At 41.5% G+C, this 24,998-nt stretch carries 21 protein-coding genes and 6 pseudogenes; 15 read left to right on the forward strand and 12 right to left on the reverse strand.

The window, feature by feature from the left end; genetic code table 11:
- Positions 1 to 3: 3 nt before the first annotated feature.
- From ABR335_RS02965 to ABR335_RS03010, 10 genes and pseudogenes are all read left to right on the forward strand, one after another.
- Complete coding sequence (locus ABR335_RS02965; RefSeq protein ID WP_350346542.1) at positions 4 to 726, forward strand: SprT family zinc-dependent metalloprotease; 723 nt, start codon at positions 4 to 6, stop codon at positions 724 to 726.
- Between the two features lie 184 nt (positions 727 to 910).
- On the forward strand, positions 911 to 1,105 hold the full coding sequence (locus tag ABR335_RS02970; protein WP_041846703.1) for a hypothetical protein: 195 nt from the start codon (positions 911 to 913) through the stop codon (positions 1,103 to 1,105).
- Positions 1,102 to 1,455 carry an IS66 family insertion sequence element accessory protein TnpB gene (gene tnpB, locus ABR335_RS02975; RefSeq protein ID WP_041847042.1) on the forward strand — a complete coding sequence of 118 codons (354 nt, stop codon included), beginning with the start codon at positions 1,102 to 1,104 and terminating at the stop codon, positions 1,453 to 1,455. Before ABR335_RS02970 ends, tnpB begins: the two co-directional genes overlap by 4 nt.
- Positions 1,456 to 1,545: 90 nt before the next feature.
- Positions 1,546 to 3,113, forward strand: a pseudogene (gene tnpC / locus ABR335_RS02980) (IS66 family transposase).
- Between the two features lie 311 nt (positions 3,114 to 3,424).
- Complete coding sequence (locus tag ABR335_RS02985; protein ID WP_350346544.1) at positions 3,425 to 4,312, forward strand: hypothetical protein; 888 nt, start codon at positions 3,425 to 3,427, stop codon at positions 4,310 to 4,312.
- Positions 4,313 to 4,978: 666 nt separating this feature from the next.
- On the forward strand, positions 4,979 to 5,155 hold the full coding sequence (locus ABR335_RS02990; RefSeq protein ID WP_014097066.1) for an antitoxin VbhA family protein: 177 nt from the start codon (positions 4,979 to 4,981) through the stop codon (positions 5,153 to 5,155).
- A 531-nt stretch (positions 5,156 to 5,686) separates the two neighbouring features.
- A complete protein-coding gene (locus tag ABR335_RS02995; RefSeq protein WP_013860499.1) occupies positions 5,687 to 6,055 on the forward strand; it encodes an ArsR/SmtB family transcription factor in 369 nt (122 codons plus the stop codon).
- Positions 6,048 to 8,183 carry a heavy metal translocating P-type ATPase gene (locus ABR335_RS03000; RefSeq protein ID WP_014097067.1) on the forward strand — a complete coding sequence of 712 codons (2,136 nt, stop codon included), beginning with the start codon at positions 6,048 to 6,050 and terminating at the stop codon, positions 8,181 to 8,183. The genes ABR335_RS02995 and ABR335_RS03000 overlap by 8 nt, the downstream gene beginning before the upstream one ends.
- A 188-nt stretch (positions 8,184 to 8,371) precedes the next feature.
- Positions 8,372 to 8,946, forward strand: a pseudogene (locus tag ABR335_RS03005) (tyrosine-type recombinase/integrase).
- A gap of 351 nt (positions 8,947 to 9,297) precedes the next feature.
- Positions 9,298 to 9,834 (forward strand): annotated as a pseudogene (locus ABR335_RS03010) (YqcI/YcgG family protein).
- On the opposite strand, the pseudogene ABR335_RS03015 reads toward ABR335_RS03010, so the two are convergent.
- Positions 9,809 to 10,852, reverse strand: a pseudogene (locus ABR335_RS03015) (IS1380-like element ISBco2 family transposase); the annotation flags it as partial. The pseudogenes ABR335_RS03010 and ABR335_RS03015 sit on opposite strands and share 26 nt — an antisense overlap.
- Positions 10,853 to 10,961: 109 nt before the next feature.
- On the opposite strand from ABR335_RS03015, the pseudogene ABR335_RS03020 reads away from it, so the two are divergent.
- Both ABR335_RS03020 and ABR335_RS03025 read left to right on the forward strand, forming a co-directional pair.
- A pseudogene (locus ABR335_RS03020) lies at positions 10,962 to 11,792 on the forward strand (6-phospho-alpha-glucosidase); the annotation flags it as partial.
- Positions 11,793 to 12,344: 552 nt separating this feature from the next.
- Positions 12,345 to 12,833, forward strand: a complete 489-nt coding sequence (locus tag ABR335_RS03025; RefSeq protein WP_017551180.1) for a PTS sugar transporter subunit IIA — start codon at positions 12,345 to 12,347, stop codon at positions 12,831 to 12,833.
- A 272-nt stretch (positions 12,834 to 13,105) separates the two neighbouring features.
- Here ABR335_RS03025 and ABR335_RS03030 read toward each other — a convergent pair whose 3' ends face one another.
- Complete coding sequence (locus ABR335_RS03030; protein WP_017551179.1) at positions 13,106 to 13,579, reverse strand: glutathione peroxidase; 474 nt, start codon at positions 13,577 to 13,579, stop codon at positions 13,106 to 13,108.
- Between the two features lie 384 nt (positions 13,580 to 13,963).
- Here ABR335_RS03030 and ABR335_RS03035 point away from each other — a divergent pair, with 384 nt between their 5' ends.
- Positions 13,964 to 14,608 (forward strand): LysE family transporter, encoded by a 645-nt coding sequence (locus tag ABR335_RS03035; protein ID WP_350346545.1) that lies wholly within the window; start codon positions 13,964 to 13,966, stop codon positions 14,606 to 14,608.
- 312 nt (positions 14,609 to 14,920) lie between these two features.
- Here the strand turns inward: ABR335_RS03035 and ABR335_RS03040 are convergent, their stop codons facing one another.
- From ABR335_RS03040 to ssuE, 10 genes and pseudogenes are all read right to left on the reverse strand, one after another.
- Positions 14,921 to 16,252, reverse strand: coding sequence for an LLM class flavin-dependent oxidoreductase (locus ABR335_RS03040; RefSeq protein ID WP_350346546.1), 1,332 nt, complete (start codon positions 16,250 to 16,252; stop codon positions 14,921 to 14,923).
- A pseudogene (locus ABR335_RS03045) lies at positions 16,242 to 16,526 on the reverse strand (glutaredoxin family protein). Before ABR335_RS03045 ends, ABR335_RS03040 begins: the two are co-directional and overlap by 11 nt.
- A 1-nt stretch (position 16,527) precedes the next feature.
- Positions 16,528 to 17,559 carry an MsnO8 family LLM class oxidoreductase gene (locus ABR335_RS03050; RefSeq protein ID WP_350346548.1) on the reverse strand — a complete coding sequence of 344 codons (1,032 nt, stop codon included), beginning with the start codon at positions 17,557 to 17,559 and terminating at the stop codon, positions 16,528 to 16,530.
- A gap of 15 nt (positions 17,560 to 17,574) precedes the next feature.
- Complete coding sequence (locus tag ABR335_RS03055) at positions 17,575 to 18,330, reverse strand: amino acid ABC transporter ATP-binding protein (protein ID WP_350346549.1); 756 nt, start codon at positions 18,328 to 18,330, stop codon at positions 17,575 to 17,577.
- Positions 18,327 to 19,034 (reverse strand): amino acid ABC transporter permease, encoded by a 708-nt coding sequence (locus ABR335_RS03060; RefSeq protein ID WP_350346550.1) that lies wholly within the window; start codon positions 19,032 to 19,034, stop codon positions 18,327 to 18,329. Before ABR335_RS03060 ends, ABR335_RS03055 begins: the two co-directional genes overlap by 4 nt.
- Positions 19,035 to 19,046: 12 nt before the next feature.
- Positions 19,047 to 19,817 (reverse strand): amino acid ABC transporter permease, encoded by a 771-nt coding sequence (locus ABR335_RS03065; RefSeq protein WP_434063178.1) that lies wholly within the window; start codon positions 19,815 to 19,817, stop codon positions 19,047 to 19,049.
- A complete protein-coding gene (locus ABR335_RS03070) occupies positions 19,781 to 20,530 on the reverse strand; it encodes an amino acid ABC transporter substrate-binding protein (protein ID WP_350346715.1) in 750 nt (249 codons plus the stop codon). Before ABR335_RS03070 ends, ABR335_RS03065 begins: the two co-directional genes overlap by 37 nt.
- 63 nt (positions 20,531 to 20,593) lie before the next feature.
- Positions 20,594 to 21,394, reverse strand: coding sequence for an amino acid ABC transporter substrate-binding protein (locus ABR335_RS03075; protein WP_350346551.1), 801 nt, complete (start codon positions 21,392 to 21,394; stop codon positions 20,594 to 20,596).
- Positions 21,391 to 21,957, reverse strand: coding sequence for a GNAT family N-acetyltransferase (locus ABR335_RS03080; RefSeq protein WP_350346552.1), 567 nt, complete (start codon positions 21,955 to 21,957; stop codon positions 21,391 to 21,393). The genes ABR335_RS03075 and ABR335_RS03080 overlap by 4 nt, the downstream gene beginning before the upstream one ends.
- A gap of 14 nt (positions 21,958 to 21,971) precedes the next feature.
- A complete protein-coding gene (ssuE, locus tag ABR335_RS03085; RefSeq protein WP_350346553.1) occupies positions 21,972 to 22,526 on the reverse strand; it encodes an NADPH-dependent FMN reductase in 555 nt (184 codons plus the stop codon).
- A 188-nt stretch (positions 22,527 to 22,714) separates the two neighbouring features.
- Between ssuE and ABR335_RS03090 the strand changes: the two genes are divergently transcribed.
- Together ABR335_RS03090 and ABR335_RS03095 are read left to right on the forward strand one after the other, a co-directional pair.
- Positions 22,715 to 23,626, forward strand: coding sequence for a LysR family transcriptional regulator (locus ABR335_RS03090; RefSeq protein ID WP_350346554.1), 912 nt, complete (start codon positions 22,715 to 22,717; stop codon positions 23,624 to 23,626).
- Between the two features lie 314 nt (positions 23,627 to 23,940).
- Positions 23,941 to 24,942 (forward strand): PLP-dependent cysteine synthase family protein, encoded by a 1,002-nt coding sequence (locus tag ABR335_RS03095; RefSeq protein WP_350346555.1) that lies wholly within the window; start codon positions 23,941 to 23,943, stop codon positions 24,940 to 24,942.
- The last annotated feature ends 56 nt before the right edge of the window (positions 24,943 to 24,998 follow it).

Below are 24,998 nucleotides of genomic sequence, written 5' to 3' on the forward strand. Positions count from 1 at the left end.
GCCATGGAAAAGCATCAAATCGAGTACGCCAATAAAATCATTGACTTCGTCGTGAAGCGGAAAAAAGTGAAAAATGTTAATCTTAATATCAAACCGGATATGACGATTGAAGTCACTGCAAATGACAGAGTGCCGCTAGACTTTATTTGTGATTTTGTTAAAACAAAGGGCGCATGGATATTAAAGAATGTCAAGACATTTAAAGATGTTCAGCCATATAGGCATAGTGAAAGAGAATATGTAAGCGGCGAAACCTTTAAGTATTTAGGAAAGCAATATCGCTTACGGGTCATGCAAGAAGAGGAAGAGAAGGTGAAATATTTTCGGGGGTTTATCTATCTTTACGTTACAAATACAGAAAATGTTAATCGTAAAGCCAAACTAATTGATGAATGGTATCGTGAAAAAGCTCAAAAAACATTCAATGAATCCCTTGATAAAATGTTTCCATTGGTTCAAAAATATGGAGTCGAAAAGCCAAATATTGATTTGCGTTCAATGAAAGCACGATGGGGCTCAGCTTTGACAGAAAAAAACACAATCTTATTAAACACCGAGTTGATAAAAGCTCCAAAATACTGTATCGATTATGTTGTACTGCATGAGTTGATTCATTTTAAATACAACGACCATAGCGACAATTTTTATAAAATGCTGTATTCTCTAATGCCCGATTGGGAAAAGAGAAAGGCAATATTGGATGAAGAAGTAGTTAAAGACTTATAGAAGTGAACTACTCGGTATAAAACAACTAGATAAAACAACAGAAAGCAGTTCCGATGTATATTAACTAATTATGGAACTGCCTTTTTTCCGTCATTTAATCGTAAGCCCCCATTCAAACAACGCATATAAATCAACAGCACCTCTTGTTAAAATTGACATATCAATCAAAGGAGGTGCTTTTCATATGCCAGAACAAAAATTAACAATTGTCCCCGTAACATTACATTCCGATACAGAAAATATTTCGAACATAAAACCAACTGTTTCCTCTTCAAATTCAACTTGTACGATTAAGTTTGGAAAAGTTGAAATCTCCTTTTTCAACGGTATAGATGAGCACATCATTCAAACGATCATGAGGGAGTTGAAAGATTTATGAGACACGATTATTCGAGTGTAAAAAATATCTATATCATTTGTGGAAAAACGGATATGAGAAAAGGAATAGATGGATTAGCAACACTCATTCAAGATTCCTTTGAACTGGATCCTTATGGTGATTCCATTTTCTTATTTTCTGGATGGAGTAAAGATCGTTATAAATGTTTATATTTTGACGGTGACGGCTTCGCCATGCTTTATAAGCGATTAGATAATGGAAAACTTCAATGGCCAAGAAACGAAAAGGAAGTACGAAATCTGTCACAACAAGAACTCCGCTGGTTATTAGAAGGATTATCCATTCAGCAGCCAAAAGCTATTCAACCTTCTCAAAAAGGGCAATTTTAAATCTATCAAAAAGTTGATTTAAAGCTGTATTTACTATGCTTAAAATGCTATACTAGAACTATCTTATTTGAATGAATGGTGGTGAATCTTTTGGTTAATGCTTCATCTAATAATCAGAATCAAAACGAGAAATTAATTCGACTTCTTAAAGAACAATTGGCTCATTCTAATCAACAGAATGAAGCATTGTCCAAACAGATTAAATCACTAACTGAGCAAGTTCGCTATTTAACAAAACTTTTATATGGATCGAAAACAGAGAAATCTAAATACAATACACTTGATGGACAAATATCATTATTTGACGATGACCCGTCTTTTAATGATTCTGAGCACACAGAAGAACAAAGCCAACAGACGATTTCTTATACTGTTGTACGCAAAGTTCAAAATAAAAAACGAAATGATTCATTACATGAAAATGTTGAAGTAAAGGCCATTCATTATCATCCGGAAAATACGATTTGTGATTGTTGTCAATGCCAAATGACTGAAATAGGTACGACAATCGTACGTGAAGAGGCTGAATTTATACCTGCAAGAATGGAAAAAGTTCAACATATTGAACATGCATATGAATGTAAAAACTGCAAAGCGGATTTATCTCAAAAGGCCCAAATTAAACGTGGCAAATCACCTCAACCTCCGATTCAACGAAGCATTGCTGGTCCGAGTGTACTTGCCAAAGTAATTTATGATAAATTTGTGCAATACTTGCCCCTTTACCGGCAGGTAAAGGAGTGGGAACGTTATGGCTTGAATACGAATGATAAAAACCTTTCTAATTGGGTTATTCGAGCATCACATGACTGGCTTTTGCCCGTATATGAGCGAATGAAGAATATAATGTTGGAGAAGTCCATTTTACACGTCGATGAGACTTATGGACAAATTATCAATCGGTCGGATGGAAAATCTGGCCAATCTAATGCTTATAACTGGGTTTTTCGAAGTGTGCCCTGTCAAGGTCCGGCTATCGTTCTGTTTCACAGCTCATTATCACGATCACGATCCGTTCTTGAAGGATTCATTGAAGATTATTCGGGAACGATTGTCTGTGATGGGTATTCAGCCTATGACAAAATTGAAGGGATTACCTTCGCTAATTGCTGGGCCCATGTAAGACGTTATTGGTTAAAAGCAGACAGTAAAAACGGACGAATTGGTGTAAAATATTGCGATGAATTATTTCGTCTTGAAAGGGAATTTAAACACTTATCCCCAAGTAAACGAAGAAAAAAACGCCAAAAGCACTCGAAACCGTTAGTTGATGAATTTCTTGCCTGGGTTGAAAACTCACCATTCTACGGAAAAAATGCGCTCGCTAAAGCAGCTGAATACACGCTAAATCGAGCGAATGGACTAAAAGCATTCTTGGATGATGGACGAATAGAAATTGATAACAATCCCGCTGAGAATGCCATCCGTCCGAATGTAATTGGTCGAAAAAATTGGTTATTTTCCGTAAGTGAAGCTGGTGCGAAAGCAAACGCAATCTGTCTAAGTATCGCAGAAACAGCTAAAGCGAATGGAGTAGATTTCTACCAGTATCTAGTGAAGTTACTGAGAGACCTACCAAATTTATTCATAGAAACCCAGAAATTATAAACAACTATTTGCCTTGGTCAAAAACGATCCAAGCAGAATGTGTAAAATAACCGTAAATCTGATTAAAAAATCATGGTTTTACGGTTATTTGTAGTACGTACCGTGAAGGTACGTTTATTTTTTTATTTCGGGCTTACATTTAATCATGAATTTTTAGATTACATTATGAGGAGAGTGTTCTAATTGAAAAAAGTTGTTTTAACTGGTAATGGCTTATCTGTTGGTTTAAATAGGGCTTGCTGAACGAATCCGATTATGGCTTGTATCTGATTTGTCAGCAAGCTCTACCTCAATATCATAGGAGAATGCATCTGCGAAAATGCTTTATTCTGTCCTCTCTGTATGTTGAATCAGCTTTAGAGTGCAAAGTTTTTCCTGCATTTTTTATAAAACCCTTGCATTTAAAGTTCGGCCAAAGCTGTCAGTATCCTTACCAAGTCTAGGACTTTTACTTATTCAGCAAGCCCTAAATAGAGCATTTGCATTACAAAATATTACTCAGACTTTTTACAGTAAATTAACCCCAGAACATCAAAAGTTTATTCAGCATCACATGGAAAGAATTCAAAAGGATGAGTATATTCAAGTTGATTTTGAAGAGGCTATCGCAAGTATAGAGCAAGTTCATGATGCACTAGATAGCTATGTGAATTTTTTAATAAATGAGGAAGAAGGTAAAAAATATCTAGAATCGGAAGGCCTTGACGTTGAAGAATTACAGAGTCATCTAACTAAAATAAAGGAAATAATCATTTCTTATACTTCTTCAATAGTTGAAATTATAGATGGAAATGTACACTGGGAACAAATAGGTGATAGACTATCAGGATTCATCAATTGGTTACAAGCAGAGCTTCAAGGTAATGATGAAATTGATTTATTTACTTTGAATTTTGACTTATTATTAGAAACTATTTTACTAAGAACTGTTGGAACTGATGAATTTACAGATTTTCATGTTAAACGTGGTAAAACTCCAGATGGTCATGATAAGTTTAACTTTGATCCACAGCAGACTTTAAATGATTTTGATTATAGAAGAATACGGCTTCACCATTTACATGGTTCTCTTTCATCATTTAAACGGCTTTCTGATGGGAGAATTTTTAAACTAAGAACTGAGGATATAAGATTATCTGATTTGTATAAAAAGTTAGATGCAAACGAGCTCTTCCCTTCCATAATTACAGGAGGATTTAAGAGTAAGTGTTTTTTGCAAGAAAAAAGTGCAGAGTATTGCAGTATATAAATTCGTTTATACCGCATAAAAATTCAATCTGAATTCTCGCTATTAAGGGCTTGACATGGAGCCTCTGCAGCCATGATTCTTTTGCCAAGCGGCCAGCTGTAACGGATTTGGCAAACCCAAACAGGTTATCATGGCTACCCCTCCATGTAAAGCCCCTCTGCATAACCATTTGCATAGAAATTTTGCACATCTCTGCACTTTAATTTTGCAATAAACAGCAAGGTTTTTTACGTGTTTCCTTTGAAATCCTTACACTTTATATTCGACAAAAGTAGCCAAAATCCTTGTCAAATCTGGAATTTTTGCTTATTCAGCAAGCCCTATATAAATTTTCAGTAAAAATCGGTGAATATAGTTCTCTTTGTTTTATATTATCTAATTTATTGATGATGTTGAGAATGATCCATTGGTATCTCCTGGCCAGGCTCTTGTCCTGGAGTTTGATTGATTTCTACAACCGTTTGTACTAATGCTGTAGCGACAATAACAATAGATATTATCCCAAATTACGAAAGTGCAGCGATTTGATAGCTAAAATCCATACACGTGGAAGTAAATGTAAAATATGGAATCCAAATCTATAATTTTGCCGTCGAGTTTTGGGAATCTGCTACTATTACAGAAATTGTTGATTCTTGCTCAATGGGTAGAAAGGAGCGAAGATTCATGAAATATTCAAAGGAGACATTACAAAAGAAATTTTCGTCTGTAAAAGCTTCACTTGAAATCGAAGGCTTAAAAGTAACAAAAGAAATTGAGGATCTAGTCATTGCAAAAGCAGCAGGAGAGATTTCTTTTGAACAGTTTAAACGTGAAGCAGTTAGGTTGGCAGGGAAACAGTGAATCGGTATGCTGCCCTTGACCTCTGTTTCAATACTGTCTTTTAACCAAAAAAAATAATCCACCCTTGAGTTTATAGGCCACGGGTGGATTATTCTGCCTAAAGCCGATCCCCCTTGAAGATCGTATCCGTATTATACACGATTACAATTGTATCACGAAATCGATAAAAACATTCTGAAATATCTGCTATTTTATCGTGGTAGAAAAATGCAAGAGCATAAGGAATTTTTGCCCCCACCGAAGGTGTGGGATCAGGCAGTGCCTGATAAAACGATGGGTACAAAAAAAAGACGATTCGCCCACAAATATCCCATTAAAATCCCACGTTTAGCCCACTAAAATCCCACAAATAGTCCACGCTTGTCCCACATTTAGTCCACTAATATATCCCCGTAATCTCATCACTATATACTGTTCCGAAACTTTTTAACAGAATGAAATATCCCTATCATTCAAATAAATGTTTGACTATCAAAAGGAAAGGGGTACAATATATTCAAATGAACATTTGAATATAAAGAGGTGACATTAATGAGCACCAAAGACACTTGCGAAATTTATTGTTATGACGAAGAAAAAGTGAATCGAATACAAGGCGAATTAGCTAAACACGATATAAGTAGTGTTGCCCTATTATTTAAAGCCATTGCAGATGAAAACAGAACAAAAATCGTTTTTTCACTTTGTCAGGATGACGAATTGTGTGTGTGTGATGTTGCCAACATTATTGGTTCTTCTGTCGCAACAGCTTCTCATCATTTACGGACTCTTCATAAACAAGGAATAGTGAAATATCGAAAAGAAGGAAAAATGGCATTTTATTCACTGGAAGATGAACATATTAAACAATTAATCACGATTGCTTTAGCCCATAAGAAAGAAGTGAAAGTGAATGTCTAATCAACAAACCTTACCATCTGAACAAGAAATGAAAACCTATCGCGTTCAAGGATTATCTTGTACAAATTGTGCAGCCAAATTTGAAAATAACGTGAAAAATTTAGAAGGTGTAAAGGACGCAAAAGTAAATTTTGGAGCATCCAAAATTACAGTTTATGGTGAAACAACGATTGAAGAATTAGAAAAAGCAGGGGCCTTTGAGAATTTAAAGATTCAGGATGAAAAAGAACAAAGGATAGAGTATAAGCCTTTTTGGAAGGAAAAAGAAAATATTAAGGTTTATATTTCGGCTGCATTGCTCATTATTAGTTGGTTTCTAGGAAGGCAATTTGGTGAAAATAATATTATCCCTACGATTGGATATGCTGCATCGATTTTAATAGGTGGATATTCCTTATTTATTGAAGGCCTTAGAAATTTAAGTAAATTTAAATTCGATATGGATACGCTCATGACGATCGCCATAATAGGAGCCGCGTTGATTGGACAATGGGGTGAAGGAGCAACCGTTGTGATCCTTTTCGCCATTAGCGAAGCCTTAGAGCGTTATTCAATGGATAAAGCTCGTCAATCGATTGGAATGTTGATGGATATCGCTCCAAAAGAAGCGTTAATTCGCCGTGAAAATGAAGAAATAATGGTTCACGTGGAGGATATTCAAATCGGTGATATTATGATCGTCAAGCCTGGGCAAAAATTAGCGATGGACGGAATAGTTATAAAGGGTACATCCACATTAAATGAGGCTGCTATCACTGGAGAAAGTGTTCCAGTAACCAAAACCATTGATGATGAGGTCTATGCTGGCACATTAAATGAAGAAGGATTATTAGAAGTAAAAGTAACCAAACGGGTTGAAGATAACACATTATCGAAAATTATTCATTTAGTAGAAGAAGCTCAAGCAGAGAAAGCACCTTCTCAAGCATTTGTTGATAAATTTGCAAAATATTACACACCAGCTATCATCATTTTGGCTACATTAATTGCGATTATTCCACCGTTATTATTCGGAGGAGATTGGAGTTACTGGATATATGAAGGATTAGCTGTATTAGTGGTTGGTTGCCCTTGTGCCTTAGTTGTTTCAACTCCAGTTGCAGTAGTTACTGCCATAGGAAATGCGGCAAGAAACGGTGTTTTAATTAAAGGTGGGATTCATTTAGAAGAAGCAGGTCACTTAAAGGTTATTGCTTTTGATAAAACAGGTACACTTACAAAAGGTATTCCAGCGGTTACAGATATTGTGACATTTGGTGGAAATGAAAATGAGTTGATGACGATTACAGCTGCCATCGAAAAGGGTTCCCAGCATCCACTTGGTACAGCCATTATAAGAAAAGCAGAAGAAAATGGATTGAATATTAATGGAGTTTCGGTTGAAGAGTTTCAATCCATTACAGGTAAAGGCGTAAAAGCGAAAGTAAATAATGAAATGTATTATGTAGGAAGTTCAACTCTTTTTGAAGAATTGCACGGTAGTATCGAAAACGATAAAAAACAAAAAATTGAAAAGATGCAAACACAAGGGAAAACGGTGATAGTGTTAGGAACGGAAAAAGAAATTCTTTCGTTTATTGCTGTTGCTGATGAAATAAGAGAATCATCGAAATCCGTGATCCGTAAACTTCATCAAATTGGAATTGAAAAAACTGTTATGCTTACAGGTGATAACAAAAGAACAGCAGAAGTCGTCGGAAAAGAAGTAGGTGTTTCTGATATTAAGGCCGATTTGCTACCAGAAGATAAATTAAATTTCATTAAAGAACTTCGAGGGAAAAATCAAGGTGTCGCAATGGTCGGTGATGGTGTGAACGATGCACCTGCTCTTGCAGCTTCAACTGTTGGTGTTGCGATGGGAGGAGCTGGAACCGATACAGCATTAGAAACAGCTGATATTGCGTTAATGTCTGATGATTTAAGTAAATTGCCATATACCATCAAATTAAGTCGTAAGGCTTTATCTATCATCAAACAAAACATTACATTCTCTTTAGCAATTAAATTAGTAGCATTGTTGTTAGTAATCCCCGGTTGGTTAACGCTTTGGATAGCGATATTTTCCGATATGGGAGCAACATTACTTGTAACGCTAAACAGTTTAAGGTTATTGAAGGTTAAAGAATGATGAATAACAAGGAAAAAGACCATCTTACCTAAGGTGGTCTTTTTATTTCGTTCAATGTATGAATTTGTATAAAAACATACATTCATTTTCGCTTATTCTCTTGTCTTTTCCCTTTTTCTTCGATAGGATTGAGACATCCTACAAAATCGTACATTCAAATCGTTGATTTTTAAAGGGAAGGAGAAAAGATGACGACACCAAAAAATGTGCAGCCAATCCGTAGTCAGCAGCAATTAGACGATATGAAATGGGCGTTAAAACGCCACTGTTTGCCCCGAGATTACATTTTATTTGTGTTAGGGTGTGAAACAGGCCTACGGGTTGGAGACCTGCTTAAAATCAAAACTGAAGCGATTCTGAGGCTGAAAAACAAAAAAAGAAGGTTTTACGAGTAAAAGAAGGAAAAACCCAAAAAATCCGCGATATTTATATTGGCCATTGTTTTGAGGAAGTGTATGAATACGCAGCTGGATTAGACAGTGAGTGGCTCTTTCCATCCAGGAAAGGAAACCGGCCGATTACACCGACACAGGCTTATCGCCAGCTGAAAAAGGCGGCTGATTTTGCCGGAGTAGAGCATGTTGGTAATCATACGCTCAGAAAAACATTTGGCTATTGGTTTTATAAAGCCACGAAGGATATTGCCATGTTGCAAGAGATTTTGAACCATTCTCATCCTTCTGTTACTCTCCGTTATATCGGGATCACAGAAGAAGAAACTCAAAATGTCTTGAAACATTTTAGCGTGTTTCAGGATAAATAAAAATTCGGACTGTACAAAATGACAGTCCAAAAATTTTACTCCGAATAGCTTGTAGCTATTCTTTTTTATTTCTATGAATCTGATCGCAAATCTTATTTCAGTTTGCTAGTCTCGAAGGCATACATCTCCTGCGCGCATCCACCATTATTAGGCTGCAATGTTGAAAAAATTGTCAAAAACACAAAAATATTGTAAAATAATATAAATTTTTCAATAATTGGCATTATCTTATTATTATCACCATACACACGGTTGGTAAAAAAGGGGGGAAGCTTAATGATTAAAATTAGTTCACTTTTGGATCAAGAAAAAATCAAAGAGGGAATGGAAAAAGGTATTCTAAAGGAATGGATGATTACCACCTATTCTGATTTTCGAAACTCGTTACTTGATGATTCTGCTCCATATCCTTGTTATTTTGCAGTAGAAGCAGAAAAAAATGGGCTTATTCGTTATATATTTGCTGAATCGGCTTACGATACGCATGAATTATTAAATATTAGAGACGGAGTTTATGAATACATAAAAAGCTACAAATCTATAGGTAAAAGAACGACACTAGTTATCTTTTTTAAACCTTCAGAAAATGAATTGCGAGCAGAAGACTATAAAAAACAATTTTGGAATGTTGTTAAATTTTTGAATGAAAATGATCCGGAACCTTGGCCTTCCGAAATTCCAAAAGATCCAAATCATCCTGAATGGGAGTTTTGTTTTGGAGGATAACCCATCTTTTTAGTTTGCCGGGCGCCGTTTTATTCGGATAGGAAAAGTAGATTTACTGCTAATGGTCTTGAAATTACGATGCAACCTCGTGGTACACTTGACGATATTACGGCTGATACGAAATTGGGTCAACAGTCTTGTCCATCGAAAAACCATATTTAGACTCTTTGATATAGTTTTCCAGACAGGCTCTCTGATTGTAAAATCTCCAAATATCCATAGGTTCCCAGTCCATCGTTGTCACAATGGCTTCATAATCCCAGAGAAAATCAAACAATTGAAGCTGGTCTTCCTCATACTTGTCAGCTTTTCGGATGACCGCAACTCTTCTTGGCTTTTCCCAGGAAGTTGCTTGGTAGTAGACTGTTTTTCCCTCTATAACAATCAGCTCATCATCAACATACCGGATCCACGGAGAATTGTCGTTTTCAACATACTTTTTCAATCTTGATGTCCATTTCAGTTTGCCGGCGTAGTTAATCTTCCGCTGCTCCCAATAACTGTAAAACTTTTCTCCGCCAAATCCCTTGTCAAAACGGGCGTACCGGATAAGGTACTGAGCGGAAAGCAATCGATAGGTTTCCTCGGCAAATTCAATTCCGTTGTCAGCTGAATGGACGTTTCCCGGTCTTAGCACACCGTTTAAGCAAAGATGGGATTTTCCTTCAAAAACGAGAAGGGGGTGGTAGCTTTTTCTGCCCGGCTTATGGGGGTTCACCCCGATTTTCGCTCCCTCCTGGTTTCCATAAACCGTTTCGACACTTGAATCAAAGTCAAGAATGAGATCGGAATCCAGCCATGGTTCGATGATGTCCATCACCCGTTCTTTGAATTCTATGGCAGCATCCTCGATTTTCTCCAACCTTAATAGATCCTTGCTTAAAAGCGTATAATGCGGGCATTTTCCTCCTAAGAAAGCACGAATCAAAGGGTCATTCTGGAGTGATTGAAAATGAAACATACGGGAGCAATCTGCCATCCAGCCCGCAATCAGATATACAAATATTTTACTTAGAGGAAATTTGGCATTGTCTTTCTTTAAGCAATCAAACCCCCGGAAAGTCTGCTGGATTTTCATCCGTTCCAGAAATTGCAGAAATGGGAGGATGCCACTAAATTTTGTACTATTCTTTAAATTGAATTCATATTTAATTCTTGAGACAGGAATGATATAATTCACCTTAAAGGTGCCCCCTTTCTTGGTTATTGTTTTTTTCTCAAAATCAATTATACCAGAGGATGGGGCACTTTTTTATTTTAAATTACTATTTTACTTTCGTAATCTGGGATTAAATATTTGCGATATGCCGGTCGGGACTTTGCGGAGAATGTCGCAAATCATTGGCAAACAGCCGAAAGATTTGGATGTGCGCTATTTCGGGCTGAACCATTTCGGCTGGTGGACGAGTATTAAAGATAAAGAAGGCCATGAATATTTGCCGGAGATCCGCGATTATGTCGCGAAACATGGTTATTTGACCCAGGTTGAAGTGGATACCCAGCATATGGACCAAAGCTGGCAGGAAACGCACAAAAAAGCGAAAGATCTTTTGGCGGTCGATCCGAGATTTTTGCCGAATACGTACTTGAAATATTACTTTTACCCGGATTATGTGGTGGAACATTCCGATATCCATTACACGAGGGCAAACGAAGTCATCGACGGACGGGAAAAAGAGGTGTTCTCCGCTGCTCAAAGAATCGTTGAAAAAGGGACCGCTGAAAAGGAATCTTTTTCTGCCGGCAGCCATGCAACATTTATCGTCGATCTTGCCCGTGCGATTGCCTACAATACGCATGAAAGAATGGTCATGATTGTGGAAAATAACGGCGCAATCGCAAACTTTGATGATGATGCGATGGTGGAAGTCCCGTGCATTGTCGGCACGGACGGCCCGGAACCGCTGTGCCAGGGCAGAATCCCGGAATTTGAACGGGCGCTGATGTACCAGCAGGTCACCGTGGAAAAATTGGTCGTGCAGGCTTATGTCGAAGGCAGCTATCAAAAATTGTGGCAGGCGCTGACCCTTTCAAAAACCGTGCCAAGCGCAAAAGTCGCAAAAGCATTGCTGGATGATTTAATCGAAGCCAACAAAGAATATTGGCCGGAATTGCACTAACAGCCGCGCAGGTTTATGCGGCAGGCAGCTGCCAAACATCGTAGCATCGCTGGCCCTTTTAAAAACGAACCAGATTCGGAATACCAGCCGGGGATGGAATAATGAGTTGTATAAGCTTATATGGCAGGCGCTGTCAAACAATTGTGGGACAGCGAAAGCCTTTCCTTTTAAACGAACCGGGTACTTGAGGCAACCAAAATACTGCCGGGAATGAATAAAGGGCCGTGAAACATATACATTTAAGGCGGCTGTCAAGCGGGACGGCAGGCGTTGGTTTTCTCAAAAACGGTCCGGAGTGCGAAGGTTGAATGAGGTATACCGGCCGGGATTGAAATAATGGAAGGGGCGAAAAGGAATGCGAGCTTTTCGCCTTTTTCATGAAGCGTGGAAGCTCGAGGATTGGTGCTAACTGGTTAAAAAACCCCCGGAACAAGGCAAATGATTTCAAACAGCAGCTCATTTTCATACGGGTATTCCGGGTGATGCAGGACCACCATTTTTTTCCTTGTTATGTTAAAGTAAGGGTATTCAAAAAATACGGGAGGGAAGCATATGTTTAAACTTTTTTCAAAAAAAGCTGCAGTGGAGGAACTTGTTGCGCCAATGAGCGGGAAGGTTGTTCAAATAGAAGATGTGCCGGATGAGGTGTTCAGCCAGAAGATGATCGGGGATGGCATTGCCATTGAGCCGGATGAAGGCGTTGTGGTCTCACCGGTGGATGGGGAAATTGTCCAGTTTTTCCCAACGAAGCATGCGGTCGGGCTGAAAACAAAGAGCGGATTGGAAATATTGATTCATATCGGCATGGAGACCGTTGCTTTGAACGGAGAAGGGTTCGAAGGCTTTGTTCAACAGGGGGATCGTGTAAAAGCCGGTGATAAACTGGTTTCCTTTGACCTTGAACAAATCAGGGAACGTGCGGAAAGCATCATCTCCCCTGTTGTCATCACCAATTTCGATGCCGTGGACACGTTAACCAAAACGACTGAAACATCGGTAAAACGCGGCGAATCGGTATTGTTGACGGTGAAAATGAAATAGTTTTCTTGCAGATAAAATGAACTTAAGTTTTTACATCAAGATACCCATTTGCGACGATGACTACTTTTTACAGCAGGCAACAGAGCTGCGATATTTTGTTCAATTTATACAGATGAAAAATGGGAAGACACACGCCCATCTAAATGCACGGATACATTTAGAACGATGTCTTCCCATTAAAAAGGATATGTTCTTATGCTATATCAAATGCTCGGGCAAGAAAAGCGTAGCGATACGGGCGGGATGCCGAAACTTCCCGCTTTTTTTTATGTTTATGCCTGCAGCAGCTCCTCGATCTTTTCCTCCAGGTCTTCCGGCTTTGTCCGCGATCCGTAATAGCCAATGACGTGGCCGTGCCGGTCGACGAGAAATTTATTGAAATTCCATGTAATTTTCTTCTCGCCTGTCTGCTCGAGCAGTTCGGCAAACAGCGGGTTCATTTCTTTCCCCTTCATTTTGCTTTTTTTAAACAACGGAAATGTTACGCCGTAGTTGGCTTTGCAAAATGCTGCAATTTTTTCACTTTCGTCAAACTCCTGTTTCATAAAACTGTCACTCGGAAAGCCAAGCACGGCAAACCCCTTGTCTTTGTACTTTTCGTAAAGGTGTTCAAGCCCCTCATACTGAGGTGTAAATCCGCATTTGCTTGCCGTATTGACAATGAGCAGCACCTGGTTTTTATATTCGGACAAGGACTCTTCCTCGCCTCCAGTAAGCCGTTCAAAAGAATAGTCATAAATGGACATAATCAGTCTCCTTTTCCCCGGAAATTTTATTTCTTGTCATTATCGTAAAGTGAATGTGGGGACATGTCAAATGATGGGATGGTTATATCACGGCCTGGTTTTGTGGCTCTGTTGTTAGGGCGATATCAAAATAGGTTCCAACACCAACTGTTCAAGGTGTGAAAGTAAATGAGTGGAGTGGTAAAAAATTGCAAAAAATGATTTATTTCAGACCGGATAAATATTAAAATAGGTGTATGAAGATACATACTTTTTTAAGGGGGGGATGATGGTGCCCGTTTTTTGATCAGCGGCAAATGAAGATGCCATTTTAACAAACAACGGTTGGCAGTGTTAGTTGTCTGAGACGGACGGAGTTTTAATTGCAGGGAGAAAGGTGAGCACATGAATATTTTTAGCTACATTGTTTTAGGGCTTTCCCTCTCAGTGCCGGTTGGCCCCATTACAATCGAAATGGTCAAAAGGGGGATCAAGAAAGGCTTTTTGCATTCCTGGTTTGTCGGCTTAGGCGGGATGTCCGCCGATGTTGTTTTAATGTTTTTGATTTATTTCGGTATATCTACATATTTAACTACACCAGTTGCGAAGCTGATTATGTGGATTTTCGGGTGTATCATTCTTGTATACTTAGGCTATGAGAGCATTAGAGATGCTTTTAGAGAAATCACTATATCAGAGGAGAAAAAGAAAGGAAATTTGCTGCAATCTTTTTTGTCAGGCTTTTTGATTGCAATCTCTAATCCACTGAATATTATATTTTGGATTGGCATTTACGGGTCGGTTTTAACCACGATTTTAGATACGGTGAACTCTGAAAAAGCTTTACTTTACAGCAGCGCGATTTTTATTGGGATAGCTGCCTGGGATATAACGGTAGCTTCTTCCGTTCACTTTGGAAGAAAATTTGTTCATCAGCGTTTTTTAAAATGGCTGTCTGTCATTGCCGGGATTGCCTTAATTGGATTTGGCATACATTTCGGGTATCAAGCCGTGAAAAGTCTGTATTTAGTAGGCATCGGCCACGAATAACCAGGTGAATTTTAAGAGGATAATTTAAAAACGCCGAAGTGGCAAAAAATCTTTGGGGGGATTTTTTATTTGCTGTTCATCCCCGGCTCATTGTTTTTCTATTCTTGCAAGCTATTTTTAGTTTTGGGTTATGATATGCCCCTTTCCCCCTTTTAAGCTGTTTCTGGATGGATGGATCGTCTTACTTGTGCGGGAGAAACGGGAGGGATCCATTTTTGGAAAGAGAGGAATTTTTGCTTGGGATGCGCCTGCCCGTTGCAAATAGCCAAAAGAAGGGATGCCCTTTGAACAGGACAGCCCTCATCTCGTATGTTACAGTTCTCCGATCTTGGCGGCGGCATAGCGGTTTTCTGGAACAGGTAGTCCGAGGTTTTCCCTTAGGGTGCTTCCTTCATAAGCAGTTTCGTACAAGCCTCTTTCTTGTAAAATCGGAATGACTTTCTCAACAAAGTCTTCCAGTGCGTGCGGGTAGCTGGAACCAATGATAAAACCGTCTGCAGCATGTTCATTGAACCATAATGCAATGAGGTCAGCAATTTCTTCTGGCGTGCCGATAAACTGGCTGCGCGGGAAGGCGGCCTCATGGGCAACCTGGCGCAATGTCAGATGCTCTTCTTTTGCGTGTTGTTTCAAATAATCGGTCGTGCTTTGAAAAGCGTTTTTTCCGATGTCGCCCAGTTCGGGAAAAGGTGCGTCCGGATCAAAACGGGAAAAGTCATAATCATCAAAGTATCTTGCCAGGTAAGTCAGGGCGCGTTCATAGGGGATAAGCGCGCTTAGTTCTTTGTACTTTGTTTCGGCTTCTTCCTTTGTATCTGCAATAATAGGGGAGATGCCGGGGAAAATTTTGATTTGGCTGGCATCCCGTCCGGCCCGCCTTGCCCGGTTTTTCACATCCTGGTAAAAACTTTTCGTGCTTTCAAGATTTTCTGAGTGAGTGAAAATGGAATCTGCCTTTTCCGCGGCAAACTGGCGGCCCCGATCGGATGCCCCTGCCTGGAAGACGACCGGGTAACCTTGTTTGGAACGGGCAATGTTTAATGGTCCGCGTACTTGAAAATATTTACCTTTGAAATTCAGGGCATGCAGTTTTTCAGGATCAAAGAATTGGCCGGTTTCTTTATTGTAGATAAACGCGTCATCTTCCCAGGAATCCCATAATCCTCTGACGATATCGACATGTTCCTCAGCAATCGCATAGCGCTCATCATGCTCCGGCAGATGGGCTTTGCTGTGATTATGGGCCGCGCCTTCCTGCGGCGATGTGACAAGATTCCATCCGGCCCGCCCGCCGCTAATGTGGTCAAGCGAAAGCAATTGCCGTGCAATCGTGAAAGGTTCGCTGAAAGAGGTAGAGATTGTCGCAATCAGGCCAACATGTTGTGTCACCGTTGCAAGTGCCGATAAAATCGTAATCGGTTCAAATCGGTTTAAAAAATGCGGGATTGATTTTTCGGAAATAAACAGGCCGTCTGCAATAAAAACAAAACTGAACAAGCCTCGCTCTGCCGTCTGCGCCTGGTTTTTATAATATGCAAAACTGGTGCTCGCTCCGGGATCCATATCTGGATGCCGCCAGCCGTCCGTTGTACCACCTACGCCGTGTACGATGGCCCCAAATTTCAATTTGTCATTACGCGCCATGGATTTTCTCTCCTTTTCCCAGTGCTTTTTCCAGATGCTCAACGCCGATTTCCGTTACGGCATATTAATTTCGCTTGTCCCGGCTGCCAATCTCGACAACCGGCACATATCTTACGCCGTATTTTGCTTCGAGCACATCGCGAAGATGGTCTTGTTCCGTGATGTCCACATCTGTATAAGAAAGATTTTGTTCCTTCAAATAATCTTTTACAGCTTGGCAGTATTGGCAACCTTGTTTGCTCCATACGACAATGGTTTGTGCTTGTTCCGACATTTCATCCCACTCCGTTTCCAATCAGTTGTTTGTTGATTTCACGGACAGCTGCCGCCAGCCGTCCGTAAGAAGCCAGTTTTTCATCCAAGTCTTCAATCGGGCTTAGTGCAATAAATTCTTCAATGCCATATTTCTGATGAAAATCACGAAGCCTATCCGCAACTCCCGCTTCTGTCCCCGCAATGATGCCGGGCTTTTGCTCAATGACCCGGTAAGGCTGGCGGACGCTTTCAAGATATTTTTCCACCTGTGCCTTGCTTCCGAGGTTCACCTTGTGTCCGTCTTCCAAAACGACTTTATAGCCGGCTCCGCTATCTTTATATTTTTTCGCTTCTTCCACTGAAGGGGTGACGGCAACGATAGAAGCCAAATGGAATTTTGCCGGCCGGCCAGTGTTCTGGCAGTGAGCCAAGTATGCGGCGTGGGCTGCCTTCAACAAGCCTTCATCCCCATTAATAAAATAAGCATAAACAAATTCAATCCCAAGCTTTGCAGCAAGTTTGGCACTTTCCACGCTTCCGCCGAGAAGAAAAACGGGAATTTCATGTTCTGTTTCCGGCTGGACGGAAAGAGCGGCATACGGATGATTTTCCGGAAAGTCCCTGCGTAAAAAATGGGTGAGTGTTTCCAGCTTTTGATCAAAATCCGGTTTTTCCGCCTGGTTTTCCTGCAAAGCACCGGTTGAAGCTTGCAAACCGCCCGGGGCTTTGCCGATCCCTAGCCCAATGCGGCCGCCGGAGAGGACACTCAGTTCATGGAATTGTTCGGCCACTTTATATGGGCTGTAGTGCTGAAGCATCACACCCCCTGATGCCAGCTGGATCGATGAAGTATGCGCCGCGAGATAGGCAAGCAGAATTTCGGGGGCGGAGCTGATGACCCGGTGCGAATCATGGTGCTCGGATACCCAGTATCTTTTAAAACCCCATGCTTCAGCTTGCCGAGCCAGTTGCAAGGTAGCCGAAAAAGCTTCGGCGCTTGTCTGGCCATCTGATCGCGGCGTCTGGTCTAAAATGCTGATTTGGATCCCCATTTTTTTCCTCCTTTGTTAAACCTGCTGGTAAAGATAAGCAGGGGAGACGCGGTGAAGAAATTTTTTGGTGCGCTCCTCCCTTGACTGGTGAAAAATTTGGTGCGGCGAGCCTTCCTCAACAATGATGCCTTGATCCATGAAAATAACATGATCTGACACTCGACGGGCAAATTCCATTTCATGGGTGACCACAATCATCGTCACACCGGTTTCGGCAATTTCGAGCAACACTTCAAGTACTTCACCGACGAGCTCAGGGTCAAGGGCGGCTGTCGGTTCGTCGAATAAAATGACATCCGGGTTGATGGCAAGTGCACGGGCAATGCCGACACGCTGCTTTTGTCCACCGGATAACTGGTTCGGATAGTGTCCGGCTTTATCTGCAAGTCCGACCCGTTCCAGCTGTGCCATGGCGATTTCTTCCGCTTCCCTTTTTGGAATTTTTCTGGCAACCGTCAGCCCTTCTGTCACATTACCTAAAACATTTTTATGAGAGAACAGGTTATACTGCTGAAAAACCATTGCTGTATGGCGCCGCAAAAATAAAATGTCTTTTTTCGACGGATGTTTGTAATCAATGGTTTTGCCGCCAAACTCCACCTGCCCTTCATCCGGCCTTTCCAGATAATTGATGCAGCGTAAAAGCGTTGTTTTTCCCGAGCCGCTTGGTCCCAAAATTGTGACGACCTCGCCTTTTTGAACGGTTAAATGAATGCCTTTTAAGACTTGATGCCTGCCAAAAGCCTTGTGGACATTATGAATCGTGATCATGTTATTCCTCCTTTGAGCTGTGACAGCTTTTGGTCTGTCAAATGGGCAAGCCATTCAAACAGGATGGTGATGCCCCAATAAATGATGGCGGCCGCAATATAGGCTTCCAGAAATTCATAATTATTCGAGGCTGCAATAATCGCTTTCCCGGTGATTTCCGGAACCGCCACAATGGAAGCAATCGATGTGGTATGGAAAAAGCCGCCAAACAAATTCACGAAATTGGGCAATGCATAGAAAAGTGCCTGCGGAAGCACGATGCGCCGGATGACCTGGCTGTGTGTAAGCCCGATGGCATATCCCGCTTCTGCTTCACCGGTATCCACTGCCAAAATGCCGGATCGGACTGCTTCGGATAAATAAGCGCCGGCTGTTAAGGACAAAGCCGCAATGACAAAGATGAAAACCGGGATTTTATTGGCATTAAACCCGATGCCGAAGATGTGGCCGAACTTTATGATAAGAACAGGAATGCCTAAGTAAATCAGCATAACGTGCAAAATGGCAGGCGTGCTCCGGAAAAAAGAGACGTACGCACCCGCAGCCGCCGCCAAAACTTTGATTTTGTACAGTCGGATGTATGTCACAAGCAACGCAATGATGAAACCGAATAAAATCGGAAGAATTGTCATCAATAGCGTCAGCGGAACGGCGGCCAGCAGGAATTTAAACGCCGTCCAAATAAATGGATAATCAATATGCATTTGTCCGCCTCCCTATTGGATGTTCATATCAAATATCGTAAGCAAGCGCGTTTCATTCCGCTTTACATGTTTTTCCATGAAGGCAAAGATTTTTTCCAGCACGATGGCCGTGAGATAATAAATGATGGCCAGCGAAATATAGACTTCGAGCGAATGGTTGCTCGATGTAATGAGCGTCTGACCCCGGCCTGACATGTCCATGACACCGATGGAAAAGGCGAGCGAAGTGTCTTTTAAAAAACCGATAATCAAGCTCCAGAAATTCGGTGCCGCTTGCACAAGTGCCTGCGGAAGGACAATCCGGAAAAAGGTTTGTCTTCCTGTTAAGCCGATGCTGTACGCAGCTTCCGCCTGGCCTTTATCGACGCTGTTGATGCCGGCACGGACGATCTCCGCAATGGAAGCTGCGCTGCTTAACGCATAGGTAGCAATCGCGGCATAGAGCGGATCCATCTTTGACGTGTCAATTCCCACAGCAGCTGTTAATGCGGGAATTGCATAAAACACAACAAACAGCTGGACCATGATGGGTGTTCCCCTGAAAAAAGAGATATAAATGCTGGAAAGCTGCTGTAAGACAGGAATTTTATAAACCTTTGGAAGTGCCACGATGATTCCCCAAATAAATCCGCAAATAAGAGAGACGCCCAAAATGTATAGTGTTAAAGGCAGATATTTGAGCAGAGTGGGAATAAAATTCACGACCATATGCCATTCAAAAGCTTGCAAAATATTCCCCCCCTTTTTTAGAAGCTGGATTTGGAGTAATCGGCTCCAAGCCATTTCAAGCTTAATTTTTTCAGTGTCCCGTCCTTTGTGATTTCTTTTAAAGCTTTATCTACTTCATTGCTCAATTTTTGATTGTCTTTGTTGAACATAAAATAAACCTTTGAATCGGACAGCACATTTCCCACCACTTTTTCTTTAATCGAACTTGTTTCATTTTGAAATTTCACTGCGAACGGCGTGGAGACCGTTGCATCAGCGCGCCCGGTTTTCAATTGGTTCGCCGTTTCGTTTGCGCCCGTGCCTTCGTATACAATTTTGAACTTGTTGCCGCGTTCTTTATTGATTTTATCAAGCAGCGTGGCGGCATTGGATGTTGCACTTGTAATCACGGTCTTTCCGTCCAGATCGTCAAGGCCTTTGATCATGTTGTTGCGCTCAAGGACTGTCACTTGTAGCGGAAAATAGTTATAAGCGACTTTATTGAATAAAAAGCGCTTTTTCCGCTCGGGATTGGTTTCCATTTCATGTGCGACCATATCGATTTTTCTTGCACTCAGGCTTGTCAATAAGTTTGAGAAATCCATCGTTTTAAATTTAAATTTGTAATCCGGCAGCCGTTTGTCGATTTCGCGTACGAGTTCCACGTCATAGCCGGTCAGTTTCCCGTTTTGGATAAAGCATATATTTGGAAATTGCGTACCCGTTCCGACTGTTACCGTCTGGACTTTTTCTTCCTGCCCGCCCGCTTTTCCGCAACCGGCGATCATGAGAATAAGTATGCAACCGGCAAACAGCGCAAGCTTTCTCTTTTTCATGTATTCTCCCCCGCATTAAAAGCTTGATTTGGAGTAATCTCCGCCAAGCCATTTTTTGCTCAGCTTTTTCAATGTCCCGTCTTTTTCCAGTTCTTTGATGGCTTTATCAACGGCACGGCTTAATTCGGTATTGCCTTTCCCGAAAATAAAATATACTTTTGTGTCGAGCAGCACGTTTCCGACCGTTTTTTCTTTAATAGAACTCGTCTCGTTTTGAAACTTTACGGCAAAAGGCGCTGCGACCGTGGCATCGGCCCTTCCTGTGCTTAACTGGTGTGCCGGGTCATTGCTTCCTTGTCCGGCATAGACGAGCTTGATCGGATTGCCATGTTCTTTGTTATATTGGGTGATGTAATCCGCAGCATTTGAAGTGGCACCAACGATCACTTTTTTGCCGTATAAATCCTTCAAGGAATGGATGGACTGGTTTTTCTTTAAAACCGTAATGTACATCGGCGAATAATTATAAGGAATTTTATTGAATGTAAACTGTTTTTCCCGTTCTGCATTTTTTGCCATATTGTGCGCGACCATATCGATTTTCTTAGCGGCCAGACTTGTGAGTAAATTGGAAAACTCCATTGTTTTGAATTTAAAGTTGTATTGCGGCAGTTTCTTGTCAATGGCGCGGACCACTTCAACGTCGTAGCCTGTCAAATGCCCTTTTTGATCCAGAAAGCAAATGTTTGGAAACTGTGTGCCTGTTCCGACAATGACTGTTTTCGGGCCTGATTTTGCCGTGCCGGAAGTGGCCGAGCAGCCGGATGCTGCGATAAGCAAGACGGAAAAAATGACAAAAAACCATTTCTTTCTCATACTTGCCCTCCGGCGATAAATACCGGCTGCTCCAGTGAATATCCGAGCACTTTTTCATTAAATAATTCAGGGATTAAAATTTTGCAAAGCAGCGCGCTAAGATCCCCGTCCTCTGATTCCTGGTACCGGCAAGGGTAGTATCCTTTCCGTTTATACATTTCCAACAGCCATGGATGCTTGCGCGCGGAGGTTCCGAGCGTGACGGCCGGCGCTTTCAATGTCCCGCGCAAAATCACTTCTTCTACATACGTCAGCAACCGGTTCCCGTACCCTTTGTTGGCATATGCCGGATCGGTTCCAAACCACCATACAAACGGGTATTGGGAGATGGGTTCTTCCCCTTCCCACGGGAAACGTATGGTAATGGTGGAAATCAGTTTTCCGTCTTTTTCCAGCACATAGGCAGCGTTGTTTTGAATATTTTCTGCAATCATCGTATGGTCCGCTCTGGTGGACGGCCATGTAATGCCCAAGTCTTTTATGGATTGAAATGATTTTTTGATCAGCTCGTGAAACGGATCGACATCGTTCAATGTCGCAAGCCGAATGATTTCTTCACCCATTTTTCCACCCCTTTTTAGTGAGAAATGACTGGTGATGCTTCCAGTCTTTGCAAATTTTCTTCAAATTGGCGGAGTGCTCTTTCCAACCGCCTGGCAGCTTCTCTTTCCATTTCAAAGCGCCCATTGTCGGCACGTTTCACTTGATGGTCGATGGTATAGGCGCCTTGTATGATGTGCTGTGCACCCAGTTCTGAAAGGACAGGTTCCAAAGCATATTTGATGGCCAGCACATGTGCCGGTGAGCCGCCCAAAGCCAGCGGCAGCACCACTTTTCCATCAAGGGCGTGCTGCGGCAGCAAATCCAGATAGGTTTTTAAAATGCCGGAAAAAGATGCTTTAAAAATCGGTGTTGTGACGATCACTCCGTCGCTTTCTGCAACAAGTTTGTTGGCCTCTGTAATTTCCCGATCCTTGTAATCTGCCGAAATCAATGCACCGGCAGGCAATTGATGGACGTGGATCACATCGAGGCGGGCACGTGAGCCAAAATAGGATTGTGCATATGTCGCCAGCCCGTTTAACCGGGATGTGAGAGAATAAGATCCCGAAATCAAAGCAATTTTCTTCATCAAACCCCTCCATTTACTATTCCTATAACGTTAGTAGGAATTGATTGGCTTTATTGTAACTGATTTTTTTATGTTTGGCGAATTGAAAAAATTTTGTTTTTGTATAAAGAAAATTTATAGTTGCAATCGGCTGAATTCATAGTAAAATGGTAAGAATAATAGAAATTACCAGAAGGAGGGGGATCAGGTTGGAAATCCGCGCGATCCAAACGTTTCATTATGTTGTGGCACTTGGCGGTTTTCAAAAGGCAGCAGAGGAATTGAACTATTCCCAGCCTGCGATCACTTTCCGGATCAAACAATTGGAAAAGGATCTCGGGGTAAAATTATTTGAACGGGGGAAGACACTCAAATTAACGAGTGCAGGCAGGATTTTCTACAACCAGTCAAAACAATTGCTGCAGGATTACGAGGCGCTGGATGCTGAAATGTCTCAATTGCGGGCCGGTGCAAGGGATTTTATCCGCATCGGCATCTCAGAACCGTTTGCGAGCCTGAAATTCCCAGCTGTTTTGGCGGATTTTTTGAATCGCCATCCCGAAGTTTCAGTGGATGTGTATGTGGATGATGCGAACGGGTGCAGCCAGCGGCTTGAAAAAGGGGAGATTGATTTTGCAGTTTGCGGCGAACCGGAAATAAAGCTTGAAAATTACTATGATCCTTTTTATTCAGATGAACTGGTACTGCTTGTAGGGGCAGCCCATCCGCTGGCAAAGCGCGCAGCCGTTTCGCTGGCAGATTTGCGCGGCGAACGGCTGATTTTTACGCCGGTCAACTGCCCGATCCGAATTCAGATTGAACAGGCATTGCACCGGAAAATCGGAAATGATTATAAAAAAATGACGGTGACAAGCAGTTCCGCCCATAAATTTTATGTCCAGCAAAACATTGGCATTTCCATCTTAACGAAAACCGCCACCCTGTACACCGTTAGCGGCACAAAAGTGATTCGGATTACAGACGTCGAAATCCATCCGCCGATCGGGATATTGTTAAATGAAAAGCAACAGGGGCTGTCGCAAATTGTAAAAGATTTGATGACGGAAATCCAGCATTCATTTTTCCATTTTCCGGCTGAATCGGAAGGGACAGCAAGATAACGGGGTGAAGCAGGGAAGATATTATGCTTTTTTATTGGAATGATAAAAATATTTTTATTTATGGACTATTGACTGCGCTGCAATGATCCATCATAATAACCTATCATATAGATCAGAAAAATAGGAAATCGACCGGACCACCGGAGATGCTAAAGACCCAACGCGCTAATTGGGTATCAGCATCTCTTTTTTTTATGAATCCAATTTATCCTGCTATCCCGGCTTCAAAATATAAGCGGAAACATGCTCAAAGATGATTTTGTTTTGTATTTACTGCCGGGTGGGACAAAAGACTTGAAATGGAGGAAAACAAAATGAGTGAAGCCGTTATCAAGAGGAATATTAAAAAATCAATCACAGAGCTTGTTGGACGAACGCCTTTGTTGGAGATTACCAATTATGAACAGGAAAAACAGCTAGAAGCCGAGATTGTTTGCAAGCTTGAGTATCTTAATCCCGCAAACAGCATTAAAGACAGGATTGCAAAAGCGATGGTCGAGGATGCGGAGAAAAAAGGATTATTAAAAGAGGGGGCGACGATCCTTGAAACAACAAGCGGCAATACGGGTATCGGGTTGGCAGCTATTGCAGCTTCCAAAGGGTATAAACTTAGAATATACATGCAGGATGGGGTGAGTGAGGAAAGGACAAAAGTGGTGAAAGCGTACGGAACAGAAGTTATCCCCTTTTCAGAAGTACCAGAAGTTGCCGAAGCCATTGAGAAAACGGAGGGGGATTTTGTTGAAGTCACGAAAGTTTTTCAAAAAGTGGTGGTGGACCAAGAGGAAAATGCCGTATTCTTGAATCAGCTTGAAAATGAAGCAAATCCAAGGATTCATCGGGAAACAACCGGTCCGGAAATTTGGGAAGACACAGGGGGAGATATTGATACCCTTGTGGCAGCCATAGGAACAGGCGGCACCATCAGCGGCACGGGAGCTTATTTAAAATCGAAAAATCCGCATGTCAAAATTGTCGGAGTGGAGCCGGGGGTGGCTTCCATCGCGACTTTGGAAAATCCCGATATTGAAGAAATTACAGGTGTGCACAGGTTTTCTGATGTAGAGGAAAAGCGGGTACCGGCAAATGTCCATATGGAAGTCATTGATGAAGTGATCGAGGTAGAGACATTCGAAGCATATGAAGCGGCGAGGGCTGTCGCAAAATCAGATGGCATTTTGGTTGGCACTTCCTCAGGGGCAGCCATTTTTGCCGCAACACAGCTGGCGAAGCGCCCGGAAAATAAAGGGAAGCGCATTGTTGCCATTCTGCCGGATACCGGACTGAGATATTTATCGACAGATTTGTTTGATTAATTTTCTACACGTAAGACAGCCTGCTGCAAAATTTCTCATTGATGCAGGCGGCATTC

Origin of the sequence: Heyndrickxia faecalis (genome assembly GCF_040267745.1) — a bacterium.
GTDB lineage: Bacteria > Bacillota > Bacilli > Bacillales > Bacillaceae_C > Weizmannia > Weizmannia faecalis.

Coding starts and splice junctions, on each gene's coding strand:
- ABR335_RS03040 (WP_350346546.1), bottom strand. CDS start 16,252: ATGGCGCGTAATGACAAATTGAAATTTGGGGCCATCGTACACGGCGTA.
- ABR335_RS03095 (WP_350346555.1), top strand. CDS start 23,941: ATGAGTGAAGCCGTTATCAAGAGGAATATTAAAAAATCAATCACAGAG.
- ABR335_RS02990 (WP_014097066.1), top strand. CDS start 4,979: ATGAAATATTCAAAGGAGACATTACAAAAGAAATTTTCGTCTGTAAAA.
- ssuE (WP_350346553.1), bottom strand. CDS start 22,526: ATGAAGAAAATTGCTTTGATTTCGGGATCTTATTCTCTCACATCCCGG.
- ABR335_RS03055 (WP_350346549.1), bottom strand. CDS start 18,330: ATGATCACGATTCATAATGTCCACAAGGCTTTTGGCAGGCATCAAGTC.
- ABR335_RS03050 (WP_350346548.1), bottom strand. CDS start 17,559: ATGGGGATCCAAATCAGCATTTTAGACCAGACGCCGCGATCAGATGGC.
- ABR335_RS02970 (WP_041846703.1), top strand. CDS start 911: ATGCCAGAACAAAAATTAACAATTGTCCCCGTAACATTACATTCCGAT.
- ABR335_RS02995 (WP_013860499.1), top strand. CDS start 5,687: ATGAGCACCAAAGACACTTGCGAAATTTATTGTTATGACGAAGAAAAA.
- ABR335_RS03030 (WP_017551179.1), bottom strand. CDS start 13,579: ATGTCCATTTATGACTATTCTTTTGAACGGCTTACTGGAGGCGAGGAA.
- ABR335_RS03025 (WP_017551180.1), top strand. CDS start 12,345: ATGTTTAAACTTTTTTCAAAAAAAGCTGCAGTGGAGGAACTTGTTGCG.
- tnpB (WP_041847042.1), top strand. CDS start 1,102: ATGAGACACGATTATTCGAGTGTAAAAAATATCTATATCATTTGTGGA.
- ABR335_RS03065 (WP_434063178.1), bottom strand. CDS start 19,817: ATGGCTTGGAGCCGATTACTCCAAATCCAGCTTCTAAAAAAGGGGGGG.
- ABR335_RS02965 (WP_350346542.1), top strand. CDS start 4: ATGGAAAAGCATCAAATCGAGTACGCCAATAAAATCATTGACTTCGTC.
- ABR335_RS03035 (WP_350346545.1), top strand. CDS start 13,964: ATGAATATTTTTAGCTACATTGTTTTAGGGCTTTCCCTCTCAGTGCCG.
- ABR335_RS03070 (WP_350346715.1), bottom strand. CDS start 20,530: ATGATCGCCGGTTGCGGAAAAGCGGGCGGGCAGGAAGAAAAAGTCCAG.
- ABR335_RS03000 (WP_014097067.1), top strand. CDS start 6,048: ATGTCTAATCAACAAACCTTACCATCTGAACAAGAAATGAAAACCTAT.
- ABR335_RS03060 (WP_350346550.1), bottom strand. CDS start 19,034: ATGCATATTGATTATCCATTTATTTGGACGGCGTTTAAATTCCTGCTG.
- ABR335_RS03080 (WP_350346552.1), bottom strand. CDS start 21,957: ATGGGTGAAGAAATCATTCGGCTTGCGACATTGAACGATGTCGATCCG.
- ABR335_RS03075 (WP_350346551.1), bottom strand. CDS start 21,394: ATGAGAAAGAAATGGTTTTTTGTCATTTTTTCCGTCTTGCTTATCGCA.